Here is a 21,044-nt window from a genome sequence, read left to right on the forward strand (position 1 = left end):
CAGGCTCCATATCTGCAGCCGCTCCCACGCTCTTGCGACGCCGCTCAGCCCTCGCTGCGCACCCGCTTCACCGCATCCAGCCAACCGGCATAGAGGCGCTCACGGTGCGTCTCGCTCATCCGCGGCTCGAAGCGATGCTGGCGATGCCAGTGACTGGCAATGGCCTTCAGATCGGGATAGAGCCCCAGTTGCAGGCCGGCCAGATAGGCAACCCCCAGCGCCGTGGTCTCGGTGACCTCGGGGCGCTCGACGCTGACCCCGAGGATGTCGGCGAGAAACTGCATGACCCAGTTGTTCTCCACCATGCCGCCGTCCACCCGCAGCGCGCTGGGCGCCGCGGCGCCGTCCTGACGCATGGCCTCGAGCAGGTCGCGGGTCTGGTAGCACACCGACTGCAGGCCGGCGGTGACGATCTCCTTGATCCCGGTATCGCGGGTCAGGCCGAAGATCGCGCCGCGCGCCTTGGGGTCCCAGTACGGCGCGCCCAGGCCGGTGAAGGCCGGTACCAGGTAGACGCCACAGGCCTCGCCGGTGGCCTCGGCCAGCGCCTCGCTGTCACGCGCATGGCTGATCAGCTTGATGCCGTCGCGCAGCCACTGCACCGCCGCCCCGGCGACGAAGATGCTGCCCTCCACGGCGTAGGTGACCTTGCCACCCAGGCGATAGCCGACGGTGGTCAGCAGGCGATTCTTCGAGCTCACCGGCTGATCGCCGGTGTTCTGGATCATGAAACAGCCGGTGCCATAGGTGCTCTTGACCATGCCGGGCTCGAAGCAGGCCTGACCGATCAGCGCCGCCTGCTGATCGCCGGCCATGCCCAGCACCGGAATACTGGCACCGAGCAGCTCGGCTTCGGCATGACCGAACTCGGCCGCGCAATCGAGCACCTCGGGCAACAGGCTGGCAGGGATGTCGAACAGCTCGAGCAAGTCCTGATCCCATTGCTGGGTGTGGATGTTGAACATCAGCGTGCGCGAGGCATTGCTGGCATCGGTACGATGCACCTTGCCACCGGTCAGGCGCCACAACAGGAAGCTGTCCACCGTACCGAAGCGCAGCTCGCCGCGCTGCGCACGCTCGCGGGCGCCGGGTACGTTTTCCAGGATCCAGCGCAGCTTGGTGGCGGAGAAATAGGGGTCGATCAGCAGACCGGTCTTGGCCGACACCATGGCCTCGTGCCCTGCATCCTTGAGGCCGGCGCAATAATCGGCGGTACGGCGGTCCTGCCAGACGATGGCCGGGTGAATGGGGGTGCCGCTGGCGGCATCCCACACCAGGGTGGTCTCACGCTGATTGGTGATGCCGATGGCAGCGATCGCCTCCGCCTGCAGGCCGCTGCTGGCGATGGCCTCGCGACAGACCTTGAGGGTGGACAGCCAGATTTCCTGGCCATCGTGCTCGACCCAGCCGTCCTGCGGAAAGTACTGCTTGAACTCCTGCTGGGCACGCGCCACCGGCAAGCCCTGGGCACTGAAGATGATGGCACGGGAACTGGTGGTGCCCTGATCGATGGCTAGCAGGTATTTGGACATGCGCGTTTCCTTGTTGTTATGTCGTCTGTTCGCTGCGCGAACGCAGGCGATTCAAGTCATGGGCGACCGATTTCGGCGAAACCGGCCTGGGTGAGCTTCGCCAGCACCTCGGCCGCCAGTTCCACCTCCAGGCCGCGCCGCCCGGCGCTGACGTAGATGCTGGAATGGTTGCGGGCCGAGCTGTCGATGAAGGTACGCAGACGCTTCTTCTGCCCCAGCGGGCTGATGCCGCCCAGCAGGTAACCGGTGGCGCGCTGGGCCGCGGCCGGGTCGGCCATGTCCGCCTTCTTCGCTCCGGCGGCCAGCGCCAGCGCCTTGAGGTCGAGACTGCCGGCAACCGGAACCACCGCCACCAGCAGCTCGCCCTTCTCGGTCGCGGCGAGCAGGGTCTTGAACACCTGCGCAGGTGCCAGGCCGAGTTTCTCCGCCGCCTCCAGCCCATAGGACGGGGCCTTGGGATCGTGCTGATAGCTATGCACCCGGTGCACGGCCTTGGCTTTCTTCAACAGGTCGATGGCTGGGGTCATGTTCGAATGTGAAAACAAGCTGAAAGAAAGCGTACATTAGCCGAAATCGTCCGGTTGGGCAGCCTATAATGGTCCGTCACCAAAGGAAGCCATCATGAATCTGGCCCCTCGCCAACACGACATCCTCAATCTCGCCCGTGAGCGCGGCTACGTCAGCATCGACGAACTGGCCCAGGCCTTCGCCGTCACTCCACAGACCATACGTCGCGACATCAATCAGCTGGCCGAGCACGGCCTGCTGCGCCGTACCCACGGTGGCGCCGCCTGCGAGGCCTCGAGCATTCAGAACACCGCCTACGGCATGCGGGCCGGGCAGATGCGCGAGGAAAAACAGCGCATCGCCGAAGCCGTGGCCGCGCAAATTCCCGATCATGCCTCGCTGTTCATCAACATCGGCACCACCACCGAAGCCATCGCCCGCGAGCTGCAGAACCACAAGGGTCTGAAGATCATCACCAACAACCTGCACGTGGCCGCCCAGCTCAGCGCCAAGGCCGACTTCGAGGTGCTGGTGGCCGGCGGCACGGTGCGCAGCGACGGCGGCATCGTCGGCCAGGCGGCGGTGGATTTCATCCAGCAGTTCAAGGTCGACTACGCCATCGTCGGCATCAGCGGCATCGACGAGGACGGCAGCCTGCTCGACTTCGACTATCAGGAAGTGCGGGTTTCCCAGGCCATCATCGACAACGCCCGCCAGGTGTTTCTCGCCGCCGACTCCAGCAAGTTCGGTCGCAATGCCGTGGTCCGCCTGGGCTCCATCGCCCTGGTCGACCGCGTGTTCACCGACTGCGCACCGTCGCCCGCCATCGCCCGCCTGCTGCACAGCCACAAGGTCCAGCTCGACCTGGTCTGATCAGGCCGAAGCCGGCTGCTGCAGCGCGGGTGCCCATCGCCAGCCCCGCGCTGGCCGGCTGCACCCGCCCTCCCCTCGCTCCACGACCACTCGGCGCACAATCGCGCAGCGGGCTAGCGAAGTCGCGCATCTTCGTCTAGCATATTTTCGAAAGTGAACATCAACACATTCGAATCCAATAGCCGAGCGTGCCCCATGCCTCACGATCCGTTCGCCAGTCCCGTTGCGGAAGTCTATGACCTCGCCGTCGTTGGCGGCGGCATCAATGGCGTGGGCATCGCCGCTGACGCGGCCGGCCGCGGCCTGTCCGTATTCCTTTGCGAAAAGGATGACCTGGCCAGCCACACGTCCTCGGCCAGCAGCAAGCTGATCCATGGCGGCCTGCGCTATCTGGAGCATCACGAGTTCCGCCTGGTGCGCGAGGCCCTGGCCGAGCGTGAGGTGTTGCTGGCCAAGGCGCCGCATATCGTCAAACCCATGCGCTTCGTTCTGCCGCACCGCCCGCACCTGCGTCCGGCCTGGATGATTCGCGCCGGCCTGTTTCTCTACGACCACCTCGGCAAGCGCGAACGTCTGCCCCCCTCGCGCGGCCTGCGCTTCGGCGCCGGCAGCCCGCTCAAGGCGGAGATCAGCCGCGGCTTCGAGTACTCCGACTGCTGGGTGGACGACGCCCGCCTGGTGGTACTCAATGCCATGGCCGCCCGCGAGAAAGGCGCTCATATCCATACCCGCACCCGCTGCGTCAGCGCGCGACGCAGCAAGGGCCTGTGGCACATCCACCTCGAACGCAACGATGGCAGCCTGTTCTCCATCCGCGCCCGCGGGCTGGTCAACGCCGCCGGCCCCTGGGTTGCCCGCTTCATCCGCGAAGACCTCAAACAGCAGTCGCCCTACGGCATCCGCCTGATCCAGGGCAGCCATATCGTGGTACCGCGCCTGTACGAGGGCGAGCAGGCCTACATCCTGCAGAACGAGGACCGACGCATCGTCTTCGCCATTCCCTATCTGGAACGCTTCACCCTGATCGGCACCACCGACCGTGAATACCAGGGCGACCCGGCGCAGGTGGCCGTCAGCGCCGAGGAAACCGACTACCTGCTCAAGGTGGTCAACGACCATTTCAAGCAGCAGCTGAGCCGCGCCGACGTGCTGTACAGCTTCTCCGGGGTCCGCCCGCTGTGCGACGACGAGTCGGACGAGCCTTCGGCCATTACCCGCGACTACACCCTGTCGTTGTCCGGTGCACCTGGCGAAGCGCCGCTGCTCTCGGTATTCGGCGGCAAGCTGACCACCTACCGCAAGCTGGCCGAATCCGCCATGGCGCAGCTGCAGCCCTACTTTGCGAACCTGGGACCGGCCTGGACCGCCAGCGCCCCCTTGCCCGGGGGCGAGAATCTGGAGAGCCTGAGCGCGCTGATCGAAGCCCTCTGCGAGCGCCATGGCTGGTTACCCACCAGCCTGGCCAGGCGCTGGGCCGTCAGCTATGGCAGCCGCACCTGGCGCCTGCTCGAGGGCGTACACAACCTGACCGATCTTGGCGAACATCTCGGCGCCGGGCTCTACACCCGCGAAGTCGACTACCTGCGCCGTGAGGAATGGGTGCGCGGCAGCGCCGACCTGCTCTGGCGGCGCAGCAAGCTGGGCCTGTTCATGACGCCGAGCCAGCAGGCCCGCCTGCAGGACTACCTGCGCAGTCACGACCCGCATTCCGCTCACGCCGCCTGAATTCCGCGTGCTCAATGCCCCGCTCTGCGGGGCTTTTTTATGGCGCGAAAAAAAATTTGTCGATCCGCTTTCCGGACCATTCAGCCAGTTGAATTCCCGGGCAAGTTTTTTATTGCGTCAATTCAATAACTTGGCACTTTGATGCGGAATCGAAACATTCGTATTCAGTTTTATTTTTACTTATCTTTCAATAACTTAGGTTTGACAGAGAAGAAAACGGGGCAGAAAATTCGTAGTCATCCACCTTCATCGAAACAGCAGGAGCGATCATGAAAGGCGACAAGAAGGTCATTCAGCACCTGAACAAGATTCTCGGTAACGAACTGGTCGCCATCAACCAGTACTTCCTGCATGCGCGCATGTACGAAGACTGGGGCCTGAAAAAGCTTGGCGAGCACGAGTATCACGAGTCCATCGACGAGATGAAGCACGCCGACAAGCTGATCAAGCGCATCCTGTTTCTCGAAGGCATTCCCAATGTGCAGGATCTGGGCAAGCTGCTGATCGGCGAGAACACCAAGGAAATGCTCGAATGCGACCTGAAGCTCGAGCACAAGGCCCATGCCGATCTCAAGGCCGGCATCGCCTACTGCGAAAGCATCGGCGACTACGCCAGTCGTGAGCTGATGGAAGAAATCCTCTGCTCCGAGGAAGACCACATCGACTGGCTGGAAACCCAACTGGGCCTGATCGAGGCGGTAGGCCTGCAGAATTACCTGCAGTCGCAGATGGACGAATAAGTCAGCCGCAACAAAAAACGGGAGCCAATGGCTCCCGTTTTTTATTGCGCCAGGCAATCAGCGCGCCTCCTGCTCCTTGACCCGGAACCAGGCCGCATACAGCGCCGGCAGGAACAGCAGGGTCAAGGCCGTGGCCACCACCAGGCCGCCCATGATGGCCACCGCCATCGGCCCGAAGAACACGCTGCGCGACAGCGGGATCATCGCCAGCACCGAGGCCAGCGCCGTCAGCACGATGGGCCGGAAGCGGCGCACCGTGGCTTCGATGATGGCGTGCCAGCGGTCCAGTCCGGCCTCGATGTCCTGCTCGATCTGGTCGACCAGAATCACCGAGTTGCGCATGATCATGCCGGCCAGGGCAATGGTGCCGAGCATGGCGACGAAGCCGAACGGTTGACGGAAGATTAGCAGGAACAGGGTCACCCCGATCAGCCCCAGCGGCGCGGTGAGAAACACCATCGCCGACCGCGAGAAACTCTTGAGCTGCAGCATCAGCAGCGTCAGCACCACGACGATGAACAGCGGCACGCCGGCGTTCACCGACTTCTGCCCGCGGGCGGAATCCTCCACCGTACCGCCGACTTCCAGCAGGTAGCCATCGGGCAGTTCGGCGCGAATAGGCTCCAGGGTCGGCAGGATCTGCTGGGTCAGGCTGGCCGGCTGCTGCTGGCCGTAGACATCGGCGCGCACCGTGACGTTGGGCAGGCGATTGCGGTGCCAGATGATGCCCTCCTCGAAACCGTATTCCAAGGTCGCCACCTGCGACAGGGCCACGCTGCGGCCGCTGTCGGTCGGGACCGCCAGGCTGGGCAGCAGGCTCAGGGCCTTGCGCTCCTGCGCGGTACCGCGCTGCAGGATCTCGATCAGCTCATTGCCCTCGCGATACTGGCTGACACTGGTGCCGGACAGCGAGCCCTGCAGGAAACGCGACAGCTCGGCGGTGTTGACTCCCAGTGCACGGGCGCGGTCCTGATCGATATTGAGGATCACCACCTTGCTCGGCTCCTCCCAATCCAGGTGCACGTTGACCACATGCGGGTTCTCACGCACTTTGTCCGCCACCTGGCGAGCCAGGGCGCGCACCTCGTCGATATGCTCGCCGCTGACGCGGAACTGGATCGGATAGCCCACGGGCGGGCCGTTTTCCAGGCGGCTGACGCGACTGCGCAGGGCTGGGAACTCATCGTTCATCACCTGGATCAGCCAGGTGCGCAGACGCTCGCGCTCCTCGATGCTCGAGGCCAGCACCACGAACTGGGCAAAGCTGGCTGCCGGCAACTGCTGGTCCAGCGGCAGGTAGAAACGCGGCGAACCGGTGCCGACATAGGCCACGTAGTTGTCGATGCCCGGCTGCTCCTTGAGCAGCTGTTCCAGGCGACGTACCTCGGCCTCGGTGGCACTGAGCGACGCGCCCTCTTCCAGCTTGATGTCCACCATCAGCTCCAGACGCCCGGACGCCGGGAAGAACTGCTGCGGTACGAAACGGAACAGCAGCACCGACGCGACGAACAGGCCGATGGTCAGCATGATCACCGTGCCCCGGTAGCGCACGCACCACTCCACGGCAGCCCGCACGCGACGGTAGAAGGGGGTCGCGTAGGGGTCATGGCCGGCGTCGCTGCCGCCATGCTTGGCGGCATGCAGCTTGGCCAGGTCGGGCAGCAGCTTGTCGCCGAGATAGGGCACGAACATCACGGCGGCGATCCACGAGGCGATCAGGGCGATGGCCACCACCTGGAAGATCGAACGGGTGTATTCGCCCGTGCCGGACTGCGCGGTGGCGATGGGCAGAAAGCCCGCGGCGGTGATCAGGGTACCGGTGAGCATGGGGAACGCCGTGCTGGTCCAGGCGAAGCTAGCCGCCTTGAAGCGGTCGTAGCCCTGCTCCATCTTGATCGCCATCATCTCCACCGCGATGATCGCGTCGTCCACCAGCAGGCCGAGGCCAAGTACCAGGGCGCCGAGGGAAATCTTGTGCAGGCCGATGCCGAGGTAGTACATGGTGGCGAAGGTCATCGCCAGCACCAGCGGAATCACCAGCGCCACCACCAGGCCGGTGCGCAGGCCGAGGGAGAAGAAGCTGACCGCCAGCACGATCACCAGCGCCTCGACCAGCACCTTGACGAACTCGCCCACGCCGGTCTTCACCGCCGCCGGCTGATCCGACACCTTGCGCAGCTCCATGCCCAGCGGGAGCGTCTGTTGCAGGCGGGCGAACTCGCCCTCCAGCGCCTTGCCCAGCACCAGAATGTCGCCGCCGGCCTTCATCGACACGGCCAGACCGATGGCATCCTCGCCCATGAAGCGCATACGCGGCGCGGGTGGATCGTTGAAGCCGCGCTTGACCTCGGCCACGTCGGCGATGCGGAAGGTGCGATCACCGACGCGAATGGGAAAGTCGCGAATCTCCTCCACCGACTCGAAACGCCCGGTCACGCGTAGCTGAATGCGCTCGCTGGCGGTCTCGAAAAAGCCCGCGGCAGCCACCGCGTTCTGCGCCTCCAGCGCCTGCTGCACCGCCGCCAGCGGCAAGCCGAGGGTGGCCAGCTTGGTGTTGGACAGCTCGATCCAGATCTTCTCGTCCTGCAGGCCGACCAGCTCCACCTTGCCGACGTCCTTGACGCGCTGCAGCTGCAGCTGGATGCGGTCGGCGTAGTCCTTGAGCACTGCGTAGTCGAAACCGTTGCCAGTCAGGGCGTAGATGTTGCCGAAGGTGGTGCCGAACTCGTCGTTGAAGAACGGGCCCTGAATGCCCGGTGGCAGCGTATGGCGAATGTCGCTGACCTTCTTGCGCACCTGGTACCACAGCTCGGGAATCTCCGAGCTGCGCATCGAGTCACGCGCCATGAAGGTGACCTGCGACTCGCCCGGCCGCGAGAAGCTGGTGATGCGGTCGTACTCGCCGGTCTCCATCAGCTTCTTCTCGATGCGTTCGGTGACCTGGCGCGACACCTCCTCGGCGCTGGCGCCCGGCCAGTTGGTGCGGATCACCATGGCCTTGAAGGTGAAGGGAGGATCTTCGCTCTGGCCGAGCTTGGTATAGGAAAGCGCCCCCACCACGGCCAGCAGCAGCATGATGTAGAGCACGATCTGGCGATGGCGCAGCGCCCAGGCAGACAGGTTGAAGCTCATGCCGGCTTACTCCTTGGCGGCCAGTTCGACGTTGCGGTTGTCGCGGTCCACCGGGCGTACCTGCAACCCCTCGCGCAACACCTGGACACCCGCCGCTACCACCCAGTCGGTTGCCGACAGGCCTTCGAGCACCGGCACGCGATCGTCGCCATAGGCGCCGACCCGCACCAGACGGCGCTGCACGGTGTGCTCCCGGGGATCGACCACCCAGACGAAGGGCTGGCCCTGTTCGGCGCTGAGCGCCGACAGTGGTACCGCCAGCGGCACCTCGCCGTTGCTGGCGATGAATACGCGCGCGCTTTGTCCCAGTTCGGCCGGCACCTTGCCTTCGCTGAAGGCAACCCGGGCGGCGAAGGTGCGCGACTGCGGATCGGCCGCCGGCGCCATCTCGCGGATGCGACCGGGGAAGCGCTGATCAGGCTGCGACCAGAGTTCCACCTCCACCGGCTGACCGATTGCGAAGCGACCGAAGCTCTGCTCCGGCAGGCTGATGGAGACCTCGCGCTCGCCATCGGCGGCCAGGGTGAAGACGGTCTGTCCGGCGGCCACCACCTGCCCCACCTCGACGGCGCGACGCGCAATCACGCCGTCCTGGGAAGCGCGCAGCACGGCGTAACCGGCCTGATTGCTGGCCACGTCGTACTCGGCCCTGATCTGCTTCAGGCGCGCTTCGCCGGAACGGTAGAGGTTCTCGGCATTGTCATACTGCGAGCGGCTGACCAGGTTGCGCTCGAGCAAAGTCTTGTAACGGTCGCGCTCGGCACGCACGGTCTGCAGATTGGCCTCTGCGGCCGCCACCTGCGCACGGGTCGCCTCCAGTTGCAGGCGTACGTCCTGCGGGTCCAGCTCCGCCAGCGCCTGATCCTTCTTCACTCGATCGCCGACATCCACCATGCGCTTGCTCACCTTGCCGGTGATGCGGAAAGCCAGCTCCGGCTCGTAACGTGCGCGAACCTCGCCCGGATAACTGTCGACCAGGGCCGCAGCCGGTTGCGGCTGCACCACCATGGCAGGTCGGATCGGCTGCTGCATCGGCTCGCCGTTACCGCAGGCAGACAGGAGAAAGACAAGACCCAGAGACGCAACTAGGGGAAGCACATGGCGGGACATGATGGCGACCTTTCGGAGAAGGTTTGGAATATTTGTACTGGCGGGTATAGTAAAAATAGCAAACTCGCCAGTCCAGTATTAAAATTCGCCAATGCCTGACAAGTTGTTACAGCCTTCCGGCCCCGGCCGACCGAAGGACCTCGCCAAACGCCGCGCCATCCTCGACGCGGCCAAGACCCTGTTCCTGCGCCACGGCTACGACGGCAGCAGCATGGACGCCATCGCCGCCGAGGCCGGGGTTTCCAAGCTCACGGTGTACAGCCATTTCACCGACAAGGAGACGCTGTTCTCCGCGGCGGTGAAGGCCAAGTGCGAGGAACAGCTGCCGGAGCTGCTGTTCGAGCTGCCGGCCGGGGCGCCGATCGAGACCGTGCTGCTGAATATCGGCCGCGGCTTCCACGCGCTGATCAGCAGCCGCGAGTCGGTGGAGTTGCATCGGATGATGGTCAGCCTGGCCAGCCAGGATCCCAAGCTGGCGCTGATGTTCTATCAGGCCGGGCCGCAGCGCGTGCTGCAGGAGATGGAAGCGCTGCTGCGCAGGGCAGATCAGGGCGGCCTGCTGCGGATCGACGACCCGCTGATGGCCGCCGACCAGTTCTTCAGCCTGGTCAAGGGCGGCGCGCACTTCCGCCTGCTGATCGGTTGCTGCGCCCCGCTCGAAGGCGCGGCCGCCGAACGACACGTGCACGAGGCAGTGGAACTGTTTCTACGCGCCTATCGATGCTGAACCACCGCAGGGTGAGCCGTGCGCACCGCTGCAATCGCGGCGAACCCTCAGTCGGCGCACCCTACGCGCCTTCCAGCTTCTTCTTCGGGTAGACGTCGTAACGGCTGGACTTGCCTTCCAGCACGTAGCCGGGTTTCGCCCCCTCGATGGCCGGCGCCTTGCGCGGGCGCTTGACCACCACCCGGTGACTGGCCAGCGCCAGCGCCGCCGCCAGCAGCGCCGGCGCGTCCAGATCGTCGCCCACGAACGGCCTGAACAGGCGCATTTCCTTCTTCACCAGGGCGCTCTTGTCGCGGTGCGGGAACATCGGATCGAGGTAAATCACCTGAGGCGCCTCGCCCTGCCAGTTCTGCATCAGGTCGATGGCATTGCCTGTCAGCAAGCGCATGCGTGCAACGATGGGCGCCACCTCGAGGTCGAGCTCGGCGCGTTGCAGGCCGTCCTCGAGCAGCGCGGCGATCAGCGGCTGGCGTTCGATCAGAGTCATTTCACAGCCCAGGCTGGCCAGGACGAAGGCGTCGCGCCCCAGACCCGCGGTTGCATCGAGAATCCGTGGACGGATACCCGACTGCACCCCTACCGCCTTGGCGATCATCTGCCCGCTGCCACCGCCGAACTGGCGTCGATGGGCTGCCGCGCCCTCGACGAAATCCACCCGCACCGGCCCCGGCGCCTTGTCGCCCAACTCCACCAGTTGCAGGCCCTGATCACCCAGTTGCAGGGCAAAATCGGTCTCGCCAACCCGCGGCAGGCCAAGGCGCGCCGCCCAACGGGCTGCTGCCTCGGCGTGATGGGCTTGCAGGGCATCCATGCGGATGCTGGCGTTGCGAGGCTCGTCGGTCATGGGCTCTGTCTGCTCAGGAAACATTCACACTCGGCCTCACGGCCGCTATCGAAGAAGCGGCATTCTGCCAGAGCCGGCCGCCGACAGCCGCATCGAGTGTCACCCTGGTGGATGCTCCTTGCGCCAGCCCCGAGACGCCCGGCCGGGCTTTTTGGCCAGGTGCCAGCTTCAGAGTCACCTCCCCGCATGCTCCATAGGGTGCGCCGTGCGCACCGGTACACCCGACAAGAAACCGTCCGCCCCTACCAGCGCCGCCTTAACGGCACATGCGCCACATACCCATGTCCACGTGAAAGTGGTCGCGGTGGGCGGCGTTGTAGTCCGGCCCCAGGGTCACGTTGAAACTGTCGCAGGCCGCCTCCTGCACCAGGCGCAGGAAGCGCGCCTTGTCGCCCTCTCCCGGCCAGTCGTGCAGCACGCTGATGCGCCGTCCGTCGCGCAGCCGGAAGCCGACCATATCCAGGGCATTGGCATAGGAATGCTGGCTGGGTCGCTGGCTGCCGGCGATGCTGCGGCAGGCGAAGCTGCCGACGTGCTCGATGCGGCTGACCGGCTGGCCGAACACCGCCTGCGCAGCGGGCTGCAGCCCATGCCGTTCGAACAGGGCGAAACTTACCGCCAGCGGACAGGTGGCCATGAAGCTGCTGCTCAGGCCGACGTTGGCGCCCTGGATACGCACGGCATTTTCTATCGGGCAGCCGGGATGCGGCGTGCTGTCGGGAAGACGGGTGAAACGCAGCTCGGAAGTCGCCAGGGCCAGGTCGCACAACTCGCGATCCTCGCTCAGGCGCCAGAGCTTGAAGCCGGTCAGCAGGTTCGGCTGCTCGCGCACGTCCAGCGGCGCCCAGGGATTGAAACGTGGCGCCACATCCACCCAGCCGCGCCACAGCGCAACCAGCAGAGCCGCGCCGAGCAGCACGGCGAGCAAGAGCAATCGGCCGAATATCCGTATCAGCATGTCCATGTCCTATCAGAGCAGGCCGAGCTGCTCCAGTTCCGGCTCTCTATGCAGCGTCGGCAACTCCGGCAAGCCGGGCAGACGCAGGCTCAGTTGCTGGTGAAAGCGTCGCGCCAACTCGGGCGCCAGGCGGTTGTCCGAGGTGTGGGCGAAGACGTAGGGGCGCAATCCCTGCTCGATCCAGGCGGCGACCTTGTCCAGCCAGGGCGCCATGAAGGGGTCGTTCGCCAGCAACTCGGGATGACCGATGAAGCGCAGCTGCGGGCTCTGGCTGAACGTGGTGGGCCGAGTCGGCAGGCGCGGCTTCTTGGCCTGCGCGTGGAGCACGGCCGCTTCCTGTGAATCACAGCTGAACAGGGCACGGGAATCCAGGCAGATGCGCTCGACACCGCGCTCATGCAACAGGCGATTGAGCACGCGCTCGGCATCACCCTTGGCGAAGAACTCCGGGTGCCGCACCTCGATGGCCAGCGGCCAATCGCCCCAGTGCTCGATGAACGCCGCCAGCTCGGCCAGGCGCGTCGGGCCGAAGCTGGCCGGCAGTTGCAGCCAGTACGGCGCAACCCTGGCGCCCAGGGGCGCAAGCAACTGGCGAAAACGCTCGACCTCCTCCAACTGCTGGCACAGGTCGTCACTGTGGCTGACATCGCGCGGCAGCTTGGCGCAGAAACGGAAATCCGCCGGCATCTGCTGGGCCCAACGCGCAACGGTCTGCTCGCTGGGGCGAGCGTAGAAGGTGGTGTTGCCCTCGACGGCGTTGAACACCTGAACGTAGCGGCCGAGAAAATCGGCGGGCCGGGTGTCATCGGGGTAGAGCGTGGCGCGCCAGGCGGCTTCGCTCCAGGAGGGACAGCCAAGATGATAGGGAAGCGCAGCGCTCATCGATCGATTGTGGCGGACCTGACAGAGGCGCGCGGAACACGCCGTGGGACGATGTTAGGCGTAGAGGTCGAGACCGAGCACTTCCTGCGCGTCGGATTCGTTGGCATAGGCGGCGGTGGTGCTGTAGCTGGCCAGCGCCTGGGCGGCGCGGTTGCTCATGGCCGGCTGCTGAAACGCCAGGTCCTGGGAACGGGCCGGCAGGCTGTCGGTGTTGGCGCTGCTGGCCTGCACCCGACGAATCTGCGGAGCCTGCTCCAGCCCCTGGCTGCTGGCCGGTGCGGTCGGTTGCTCACGCCGAACCTCGATCTCCCGCTGCGCCTCGCGATAGGGCGTGACCGCAGTGCCCGAACGGGGGCCGCGATCGGGCGAGTAGGAAGGTAGGTAAGCGTCGATCCGCATCTAGGACTGCTCGGTGGGCTCGGCTGAACGAAGGACAGTGCTGGCAATGTAGCGGCGGCCACCGGACTTGGCAAATGCCAAGGGGTTCTTGACGCCAAACATCCGACCAATTGTCATGCCGACGGCGCCTTGGGTGTCGCGACCTGATCGCGCAGGTACACCGGCTGGGCCTGATCGGCCGGCAACGCCTCGCCACGCGCCCAGGCAAAACGGGCCAGAGCGAGCAGGTCTTCGGCGTGCGGCAGCAGGCTGCCATCCATATGAGTGGGCTTGAGCGCGATACGCGCGGCATAGGTGCCCCAACCGGTACCGGCGCCGAACCAGTCGCCGCTGCAGCCACGCGGCGCCTCGGCCTGCTCCGGCGGCAACACCGCCTCCTCGCCGAGCAGACGCATCTCGCCGGCATCGGCGCGGTAGCAGCCCCAGTACACCTCATCCATGCGCGCGTCGATGGCTGCCGCCACCTGGGTCGCGCCCCGCTCACGCAGCGCGCGCTGGGCCAGCACGGCCAGATTGGATACCGGCAACACCGGCCGGTCCAGGGCAAACGCCAGGCCCTGAACCACGCCGATGGCGATGCGTACGCCCGTGAAGGCGCCCGGGCCACGGCCAAAGGCGATGGCATCCAGCGCCGAGGCGGCGATGCCGGCGTCGCCCAGCAGTTGCTGAATCATCGGCAACAGGCGTTGCGCATGCAGGCGCGGGGCAACCTCGTAGTGGCTGAGCACGCGACCGTCATGCAGCAGCGCGACGGAGCAGGCTTCGGTGGCGGTATCCAGGGCCAGGAGAGTGGTCATTGCATTCGGACAGCTGCAGAAAAAAGAGCCGGCATTAGACCGGCTCGAGGAGTTTTTTTCCAGCACCCTGACGGCCAGACGCCACCGGCGCACGACCGGTGGCGGCCGCAACGCCCTACCAGGGCTCGACGACCGTCTCGGCCTCCCAGCCTTGCAGCGGCGCCTTGGACCAGGTGCCGTAGCTGGCGTTGGGGAACACGATCCACTCCACGCCCCACTTGCCGGCCTCTTCGGCAACGGTGTTGCGCTGCGCGTCGAGCGGCGTCTTGCGAAAGCGCGCATCGAAGTCATGCAGCGTGTCGCCCAGCAGCATGATGATCTGATGATCGGCGCTGACGATGGCGCGCCGCTCGACCTTGGGCGGGCCGAGCAGCAGCACGCTCTGCTCCGAGACCTGCGGCAGGCCCAGCTTGCTCAGGGTGGCCAGGGTGTATTTCTTTTGCTCGTCGGCGCGGTCGGAGATGTAGCGGATGGTCACGCCCAGCTTGTCGGCGCGGTCGAGAAACTGCTTCGCGCCGGGAATCAGCCTGGGCACGCCGTCGCGCTCCCAGGGCAGCCAGGTATCCCAGGCGTCGTACTGGTGACAGTTGGCCAGATCACGCGCCAGCAGGGCGCTGTTGTCGATCACGGTTTCGTCGAGGTCGGTGACGATGGCCAGCTTCGACGGATCCTTCGCTGCGGCCACGGCCTTGTCGAGTTTCTCCGTGGCGATGTTGTAGGCCTGCAGCTGCAGCGCCTGGATTTCCGCCGATTGCTGCTGAAAGCGCAGGCCCATGGCGAACTCGGCAACGGAACAGTCGGCCTTGCCCGGTGCGGCGGTCTCGGCGAATACCGGCGGAGTGGCCAGCAGTGCTGCCGCAAGGCCCAGCCAGATGCGTTTCTCGATCATTGAATGCCCTCTTCCTTATAGGTTGTCGACGCGCCCCGACGCAGGCCGGAGGCTTGCATCGTCGATACTAGTCGGCCCGCCTTGCGCGGCCATGCTTGAGAGCGACCAGAACGTATCCATGTTCCATATACGACAAAGGCCCCTTGCGGGGCCTTTGTCGGAGACAGCTGGCGGTGGACTCAGTCCAGCGCGGCCAGGGTCTTGGCGGTGATGTCTTCGACGCTGCCGACGCCCGGAATGTGGCTGTACTTCGGGGTGCCGGTCTCGGCGGACAGCTTCTGGTAGAAATCCACCAGCGGCTTGGTCTGCGAGTGGTAAACGGACAGGCGATGACGCACGGTCTCTTCCTTGTCGTCTTCACGCTGAACCAGTTCCTCACCGCTGACGTCGTCCTTGCCGGCGACCTTCGGCGGGTTGTACTCGGTGTGGTAGACGCGACCGGAAGCCGGGTGCACACGACGGCCGGACAGACGCTTGACGATTTCCTCGTCGTCGACGGCGATTTCCACCACGTGATCCAGGGTCACGCCGGCGTCACGCAGGGCTTCGGCCTGCGGAATAGTGCGCGGGAAGCCATCGAACAGGAAGCCATTGGCGCAGTCGGGCTGGGCGATGCGCTCCTTGACCAGGTTGATGATCAGGTCATCGGAAACCAGGCCACCGGCATCCATCACGCTCTTGGCCTTCAGGCCCAGTTCGGTGCCCGCCTTGACCGCAGCACGCAGCATGTCGCCGGTGGAGATTTGCGGAATACCGAATTTCTCGGTGATGTAGCGAGCCTGGGTACCTTTGCCGGCACCGGGCGCCCCCAGCAGAATCACGCGCATCGATGTGCTCCTCAAGAGTTATCTAGTAATCGGTCGGACTCGCCTCGTGGGGCCAATCTCTTAAATGGTGCGGCAGCCGCAGCGGCCAAAAGGCTGCTCAAGATACACAGCGCACCCCAGGCGCACAAGCCGCCAAAAGTCGGATAAAACCCCTTCGCCCGACCCGGTGAACAGGCTCGGCGAGGCCGGCCTGGCACATGCCTTGCCGGCCTCTGCGCCCCTCAACCGGTGTTGCGCAGACCGGCCGCAATGCCCGCCACGCTGACCAGCAGCGCCTGCTCCAGAGGGCTCTCCGGCGCCTGCTGGCGTAGCCGGCACCGTGCCAGCAGCTCGGCCTGCAGCAGATGCAGCGGATCGAGATAGGTGTTGCGCACGCTGATCGATTCCAGCGTCTCCGGGCTGTGCGCGAGCAGGCGCGACTGACCGGTCAGTTCCAGCACCGCGGCACAGGCCTGCGACAATAGGTCGCGTAACTGCGCACCCAGTGGCTGCAGCGCCGGCTCCACCAGACGCTGGTCATACAGTGCTGCAATGCTGGCGTCGGCCTTGGCCAGCACCATCTCCAGCATGTCGATGCGCGTGCGGAAGAACGGCCACTGCTCGCGCATGTTCTTCAGCAGCTCGCCTTCGCCACCTGCCAGTGCCTGACCCAGCGCCTGTTCCCAACCGAGCCAGGCCGGCAGCATCAGGCGGGTCTGGGTCCAGGCGAAGATCCACGGAATCGCCCGCAGGCTCTCGACCCCACCTTCGCGGCGCTTGGCCGGACGACTGCCGAGTGGCAGCCTGCCCAGCTCCTGCTCCGGGGTCGCCTGGCGGAAGTAGGCGACGAACTGCGGATGCTCGCGCACTACGCCGCGGTAGGCCTTGACCCCGACGTCGGCGAGACGATCCATCATCGCCCGCCAGCTCGGCTCGGGCGCAGGTGGCGGCAGCAAGGTGGCCTCCAGCACCGCAGCGAGATACAGATTGAGGTTCTGCTCGGCGATGTCCGGCAGGCCGAACTTGAAGCGGATCATCTCGCCCTGCTCGGTGGTGCGGAAACGCCCCGCCACCGAACCCGGCGGTTGCGACAGGATCGCGGCATGAGCCGGGCCACCGCCCCGGCCCACGGTGCCACCGCGGCCATGGAACAGCAGCAGCTCCACCTGATGTTCGCCACACAGGCGCACCAGCTCCTCCTGGGCGCGGTACTGCGCCCAGGCGGCCGCGGTGGTGCCGGCATCCTTGGCCGAATCGGAATAGCCGATCATCACTTCCTGCGGCCCGTGCAACCGCACCCGATAACCGGGCAACCCCAGCAGGCGATCGATCACCGGGCCGGCGTTGTCCAGATCGGCCAGGGTTTCGAACAGTGGCACCACGCGCATCGGCCGGCGCAACCCGGCCTCCTTGAGCAGCAGTTGCACCGCCAGCACGTCGGAGGCTGCACCGGCCATGGAGATCACGTACGAGCCCAGCGCTGCCGCGGGCGCAGCGGCCACCTCGCGGCAGGTGGCGAGCACTTCGGCGGTATCGGCCGAGGGCCGGTAGTCGCTCGGCAGCAGCGGCCGACGGCTGTCCAGTTCGCGCTGCAGGAAGGCCAGGCGCTGCTCCTCGTCCCACTCGGCGTAACGCCCGAGGCCCAGGTAATCGGTGATCTCCGACAACGCGGCGGCGTGCCGGGTGGAATCCTGACGCACATCGAGACGCACCAGGAACAGGCCGAAGGTCGCTGCCCGGCGCAGGCAGTCGAGCAGCGGCCCATCGGCGATCACGCCCATGCCGCAGGCATGCAGCGACTGATAGCAGAGCTGCAGCGGCGCCAGCAGATCATGATTGTCCTGCAACACCGCAGCGCCGGGCGCGATGTCGGCCGTCAGCGCCTGCTGCGCCCAGCTGCGCGTCTCGCGCAGGCGCTCGCGCAACTGCTTGAGCAACGCCCGATAAGGCTCGGCGCTGTCACCGACCTGGGCGCGCAGCTCGGCACTGGCCTGCTGCATGGACAGCTCGGCGGCCAGTTGATCGACATCGCGCAAGTACAGGTCGGCGGCCATCCAGCGCGCCAGCAGCAGCACCTCGCGGGTGACGCGAGCGGTGACATTGGGATTGCCGTCGCGGTCGCCGCCCATCCAGGACGCAAAGCGAATCGGCGCCGCCTCCAGCGGCAAACGCAAACCGGTGGCGGCCTGCAGGCTGCGGTCGGCGCGGCGCAGGAACTGCGGCACGGCCTGCCACAGCGAATGCTCGATCACGGCGAAGCCCCATTTGGCTTCGTCCACCGGGCTGGGCCGGCTGCGTCGAATCTCTTCGGTATGCCAGGCCTCGGCGATCAGCCGCTGCAGACGCAGGGCGATACGCTCACGCTCGGCCGGCAGCAGGTCACTGTGGTCCAGCGCCGTCAGCTGCGCGGCGATGGCATCGTATTTCTGGATCAGGGTACGCCGCGCCACTTCGGTGGGGTGAGCGGTCAGCACCAGTTCGATGTCCAGGCGCCCGAGCTGACGGGCCAACTCGTCGGGTTTCTGACCGGCGGCGAGCAGGCGTTCGAGCAGCTCGTCGAGCACCCGCAGCTCGAAGGGCTCGGGCTCGTCCGGGCGGCGTCGGCGCACACGGTGTTGCTGCTCGGCGATATTGGCCAGATTGAGAAACTGGTTGAAGGCCCGCGCAACGGGCAACAGCTCGTCGTCGCCGAGGTCGCCGAGGGTGCTGGTCAGCTGTTCGGCTCCGGCCGCCGAGCCGCGGCGGCCGGCCTTGGCGCCCTTGCGAATGCGTTCGATCTTGTCGAGAAAGTCGTCGCCGAGCTGGGTTCGTATGGTCTGCCCGAGCAGCTCACCGAGCAGGTGGACTTCCTCTCGCAGGCGCGCATCGATTTCCGCCATGTCGCACTCCTTGTCCTGATCAATGTCAACAGAGTGCCCAGCGCGCCAACTTCTTACAAGGGTGCGACGCACACCGCGGCGGTGTCCATGCGCTGGGTCTAGGCTTACCTACAGGCATTCCCGGCATGCGCCGGGCTGTCCCGTCCGCGCTGCCCTTGAGGAGCTGAGACATGAGAATTCGAGAACTGGCCAAACATTGGGAGCAGAACGCCAAAGGCCGCCTGACCACGACCCGCTACCACATCCATCTGGATGTAGAGGCAGCGGCGCGCCTGGCCGCGCTGGCCGAGATGTACCCCAAGCATCACAGCGAAGAACTGCTCGGCGAACTGATCGGGGCGGCACTGGAGGAGCTGGAAGCCAGCCTGCCCTACGTGCGCGGCAGCAAGGTGGTGGCGCTGGATGAACAGGGCGACCCGCTGTACGAAGACATCGGCCCGACGCCACGCTTTCTCGCCCTGTCACGCAAGTATCTGCGCGAACTCACCGAACAAGGCTCGGAACAGACGCACTGAAACCGCTTCAGCCGGCTCGCCTGTTCGATATATCGCGCATATCGCCTTACACCGCCGGGCGCTGCAGCGCAACCAGAAGCGCTGCGGGGCGTCGGCGGCCATCCGTTAGCGGCCCCCATCCGGCGGGGCCGGCGCTGCCCATAACCTCAAGCGAACGCCCATGGATCGCCGTTTCGCTTGCCTTTGCGCATCCTTCCAGGCGGCCCTCCTGCCGCTGCAATCCGCCCCGCCACACCAGGTATGCGAGCAGAAAACTGACCAACAGGTCACTGTTGCAATCATGAGCTAGCTGTCTTTTTTTCTGAACCTTTCAAAAAATGTTTCGGTCCCACTTCTAGGCCATCGAGCAACGCCGGCGCCGTCCAGGCCCCGGATAGACGCTCGTCGCGATGCGCCAGCCACGGATATCGTCGTTCATAGGAGTGTTTCAAATGGAGTTAGCCACCATGAAGACTCATACCGAGAAAACCCCGAACACCTCCCGCCACGGGATGAAACTGGCCGCCCTGGTCTTGGGCAGCAGCCTGGTGCTGGCAGGCTGTGCCGGTAATCCACCCAGCGAGCAGTACGCCGTCACCCAGTCCGCCGTGAATTCGGCGATCAGCGCCGGTGGCACCGAGTTCGCCGCCGTGGAGATGAAAGCGGCGCAGGACAAGCTCAAGCAGGCCGAACTGGCCATGCACGAGAAAGAGTATGACAAGGCTCGCCGCCTGGCCGAACAGGCCGAGTGGGACGCCCGGGTCGCCGAACGCAAGGCCCAGGCGGCGAAAGCCGAGCAGGCTCTGCAGGACGCCCGCCAGGGTGTCCAGGACCTGCGCGAGGAAGGCATGCGCAACGCTCAGTGAGCGTCATGTCACCTACTCATTCGCTGACAGATAAGGATGAATCGCCATGCGTAAACACGTGATGATCCCCGCCCTTCTGGCCCTGAGCGTCGGCCTGGCCGCCTGCTCGCACCAGCCCAATGCCAATCTGGAATCGGCTCGCAACAACTTCTCCACGCTGCAAAGCGACCCGCAGTCGAACAAGCTGGCGGCGCTGGAAACCAAGGAAGCCCAGGAATGGCTGAACAAGGCCGACAAGGCCTACATGGAGCGTGACGACGAGAAGAAGGTCGACCAGCTGGCCTACCTGACCAACCAGCGCGTCGAGGTGGCCAAGCAGACCATCGCCCTGCGCGCCGCCGAGAACGAGCTGAAGAACACCTCGGCGCAACGCGCCAAGGCACTGCTCGATGCCCGCGACGCGCAGATCCGCAAGCTGCAGGACAGCCTCAACGCCAAGCAGACCGAGCGCGGCACCCTGGTGACCTTCGGTGACGTGCTGTTCGACTTCAACAAGGCCGAACTCAAGAGCAGCGCGCTGCCCAACGTCACGCAACTGGCGCGCTTCCTCCAGGAAAATCCCGAGCGTCAGGTGATCGTCGAGGGCTACACCGACAGCGTCGGCTCGGCCAGCTACAACCAGGGCCTGTCCGAGCGCCGCGCCGAGTCCGTACGCCGCGCACTGATCCGTGCCGGTGTCGAGCCGACTCGTATCGTCGCCCAGGGCTACGGCAAGGAGTATCCGGTAGCGGACAACTCCAGCGACTCGGGCCGCGCGCAGAACCGTCGGGTGGAGGTGACCATCTCCAACGACAACCAGCCGGTGGCACCGCGCTCCTCGGCCGGCGCCTGATCGCAGCGCTGCAATGAAGAAACCCGCCTGATGGCGGGTTTCTTTTTTAGGT

At 65.6% G+C, this 21,044-nt stretch carries 19 protein-coding genes; 7 read left to right on the top strand and 12 right to left on the bottom strand.

What is annotated here, in order from left to right:
* Nucleotides 1-44 precede the first annotated feature (44 nt).
* Nucleotides 45-1,532, bottom strand: coding sequence for a glycerol kinase GlpK (gene glpK / locus L1F06_RS18705; protein WP_129481687.1), 1,488 nt, complete (start codon nt 1,530-1,532; stop codon nt 45-47).
* 56 nt (nt 1,533-1,588) lie between these two features.
* The gene (gene ybaK / locus L1F06_RS18710) at nt 1,589-2,059 is read right to left on the bottom strand and encodes a Cys-tRNA(Pro) deacylase (protein WP_129481688.1); all 471 of its coding nucleotides are present in this window, start codon (nt 2,057-2,059) and stop codon (nt 1,589-1,591) included.
* Nucleotides 2,060-2,153: 94 nt separating this feature from the next.
* Here ybaK and L1F06_RS18715 point away from each other — a divergent pair, with 94 nt between their 5' ends.
* The 3 genes from L1F06_RS18715 (at nt 2,154) to bfr (ending at nt 5,377) form a co-directional block, all read left to right on the top strand.
* Entirely contained in the window at nt 2,154-2,912 is a 759-nt protein-coding gene (locus tag L1F06_RS18715) for a DeoR/GlpR family DNA-binding transcription regulator (RefSeq protein ID WP_003246065.1), read from the top strand.
* A gap of 195 nt (nt 2,913-3,107) precedes the next feature.
* The gene (gene glpD / locus L1F06_RS18720; RefSeq protein ID WP_129481689.1) at nt 3,108-4,637 is read left to right on the top strand and encodes a glycerol-3-phosphate dehydrogenase; all 1,530 of its coding nucleotides are present in this window, start codon (nt 3,108-3,110) and stop codon (nt 4,635-4,637) included.
* A gap of 269 nt (nt 4,638-4,906) precedes the next feature.
* Entirely contained in the window at nt 4,907-5,377 is a 471-nt protein-coding gene (gene bfr / locus L1F06_RS18725) for a bacterioferritin (protein WP_003246067.1), read from the top strand.
* A gap of 57 nt (nt 5,378-5,434) precedes the next feature.
* On the opposite strand, the gene L1F06_RS18730 is transcribed toward bfr, so the two are convergent.
* Nucleotides 5,435-8,509, bottom strand: a complete 3,075-nt coding sequence (locus L1F06_RS18730; protein ID WP_003246069.1) for an efflux RND transporter permease subunit — start codon at nt 8,507-8,509, stop codon at nt 5,435-5,437.
* Between the two features lie 6 nt (nt 8,510-8,515).
* Nucleotides 8,516-9,619 carry an efflux RND transporter periplasmic adaptor subunit gene (locus L1F06_RS18735; protein ID WP_012019425.1) on the bottom strand — a complete coding sequence of 368 codons (1,104 nt, stop codon included), beginning with the start codon at nt 9,617-9,619 and terminating at the stop codon, nt 8,516-8,518.
* Nucleotides 9,620-9,710: 91 nt separating this feature from the next.
* Here L1F06_RS18735 and L1F06_RS18740 point away from each other — a divergent pair, with 91 nt between their 5' ends.
* Nucleotides 9,711-10,346 carry a TetR/AcrR family transcriptional regulator gene (locus tag L1F06_RS18740; RefSeq protein WP_003246073.1) on the top strand — a complete coding sequence of 212 codons (636 nt, stop codon included), beginning with the start codon at nt 9,711-9,713 and terminating at the stop codon, nt 10,344-10,346.
* A gap of 61 nt (nt 10,347-10,407) precedes the next feature.
* On the opposite strand, the gene L1F06_RS18745 is transcribed toward L1F06_RS18740, so the two are convergent.
* The 8 genes from L1F06_RS18745 to ppc all read right to left on the bottom strand — a co-directional run bounded on the left by L1F06_RS18745 (nt 10,408) and on the right by ppc (nt 18,800).
* Nucleotides 10,408-11,190 (bottom strand): class I SAM-dependent methyltransferase, encoded by a 783-nt coding sequence (locus tag L1F06_RS18745; protein WP_129481690.1) that lies wholly within the window; start codon nt 11,188-11,190, stop codon nt 10,408-10,410.
* Between the two features lie 256 nt (nt 11,191-11,446).
* Nucleotides 11,447-12,148, bottom strand: coding sequence for an extensin-like domain-containing protein (locus L1F06_RS18750; RefSeq protein ID WP_012019428.1), 702 nt, complete (start codon nt 12,146-12,148; stop codon nt 11,447-11,449).
* 12 nt (nt 12,149-12,160) lie between these two features.
* Nucleotides 12,161-13,030, bottom strand: coding sequence for a DUF72 domain-containing protein (locus tag L1F06_RS18755; RefSeq protein WP_129481691.1), 870 nt, complete (start codon nt 13,028-13,030; stop codon nt 12,161-12,163).
* 54 nt (nt 13,031-13,084) lie between these two features.
* Nucleotides 13,085-13,429, bottom strand: coding sequence for a hypothetical protein (locus tag L1F06_RS18760; RefSeq protein WP_003246079.1), 345 nt, complete (start codon nt 13,427-13,429; stop codon nt 13,085-13,087).
* 113 nt (nt 13,430-13,542) lie between these two features.
* Entirely contained in the window at nt 13,543-14,226 is a 684-nt protein-coding gene (gene tsaB, locus L1F06_RS18765) for a tRNA (adenosine(37)-N6)-threonylcarbamoyltransferase complex dimerization subunit type 1 TsaB (RefSeq protein WP_096825790.1), read from the bottom strand.
* 115 nt (nt 14,227-14,341) lie between these two features.
* Nucleotides 14,342-15,115, bottom strand: coding sequence for a 5'-nucleotidase, lipoprotein e(P4) family (locus L1F06_RS18770; RefSeq protein ID WP_129481692.1), 774 nt, complete (start codon nt 15,113-15,115; stop codon nt 14,342-14,344).
* A 179-nt stretch (nt 15,116-15,294) separates the two neighbouring features.
* Entirely contained in the window at nt 15,295-15,942 is a 648-nt protein-coding gene (gene adk, locus L1F06_RS18775) for an adenylate kinase (RefSeq protein ID WP_003246084.1), read from the bottom strand.
* 221 nt (nt 15,943-16,163) lie between these two features.
* On the bottom strand, nt 16,164-18,800 hold the full coding sequence (gene ppc, locus L1F06_RS18780) for a phosphoenolpyruvate carboxylase (protein WP_003246086.1): 2,637 nt from the start codon (nt 18,798-18,800) through the stop codon (nt 16,164-16,166).
* A 170-nt stretch (nt 18,801-18,970) separates the two neighbouring features.
* On the opposite strand from ppc, the gene L1F06_RS18785 reads away from it, so the two are divergent.
* From L1F06_RS18785 to lptF, 3 genes are all read left to right on the top strand, one after another.
* On the top strand, nt 18,971-19,315 hold the full coding sequence (locus tag L1F06_RS18785) for a hypothetical protein (protein WP_003246087.1): 345 nt from the start codon (nt 18,971-18,973) through the stop codon (nt 19,313-19,315).
* A 431-nt stretch (nt 19,316-19,746) separates the two neighbouring features.
* Complete coding sequence (locus L1F06_RS18790) at nt 19,747-20,160, top strand: DUF4398 domain-containing protein (protein ID WP_003246089.1); 414 nt, start codon at nt 19,747-19,749, stop codon at nt 20,158-20,160.
* Nucleotides 20,161-20,206: 46 nt separating this feature from the next.
* Nucleotides 20,207-20,992 (top strand): lipotoxin F family OmpA-related lipoprotein LptF, encoded by a 786-nt coding sequence (gene lptF / locus L1F06_RS18795; protein ID WP_003246091.1) that lies wholly within the window; start codon nt 20,207-20,209, stop codon nt 20,990-20,992.
* Nucleotides 20,993-21,044: the final 52 nt, after the last annotated feature.

Source organism: Pseudomonas hydrolytica (genome assembly GCF_021495345.1).
Lineage (GTDB): Bacteria > Pseudomonadota > Gammaproteobacteria > Pseudomonadales > Pseudomonadaceae > Aquipseudomonas > Aquipseudomonas hydrolytica.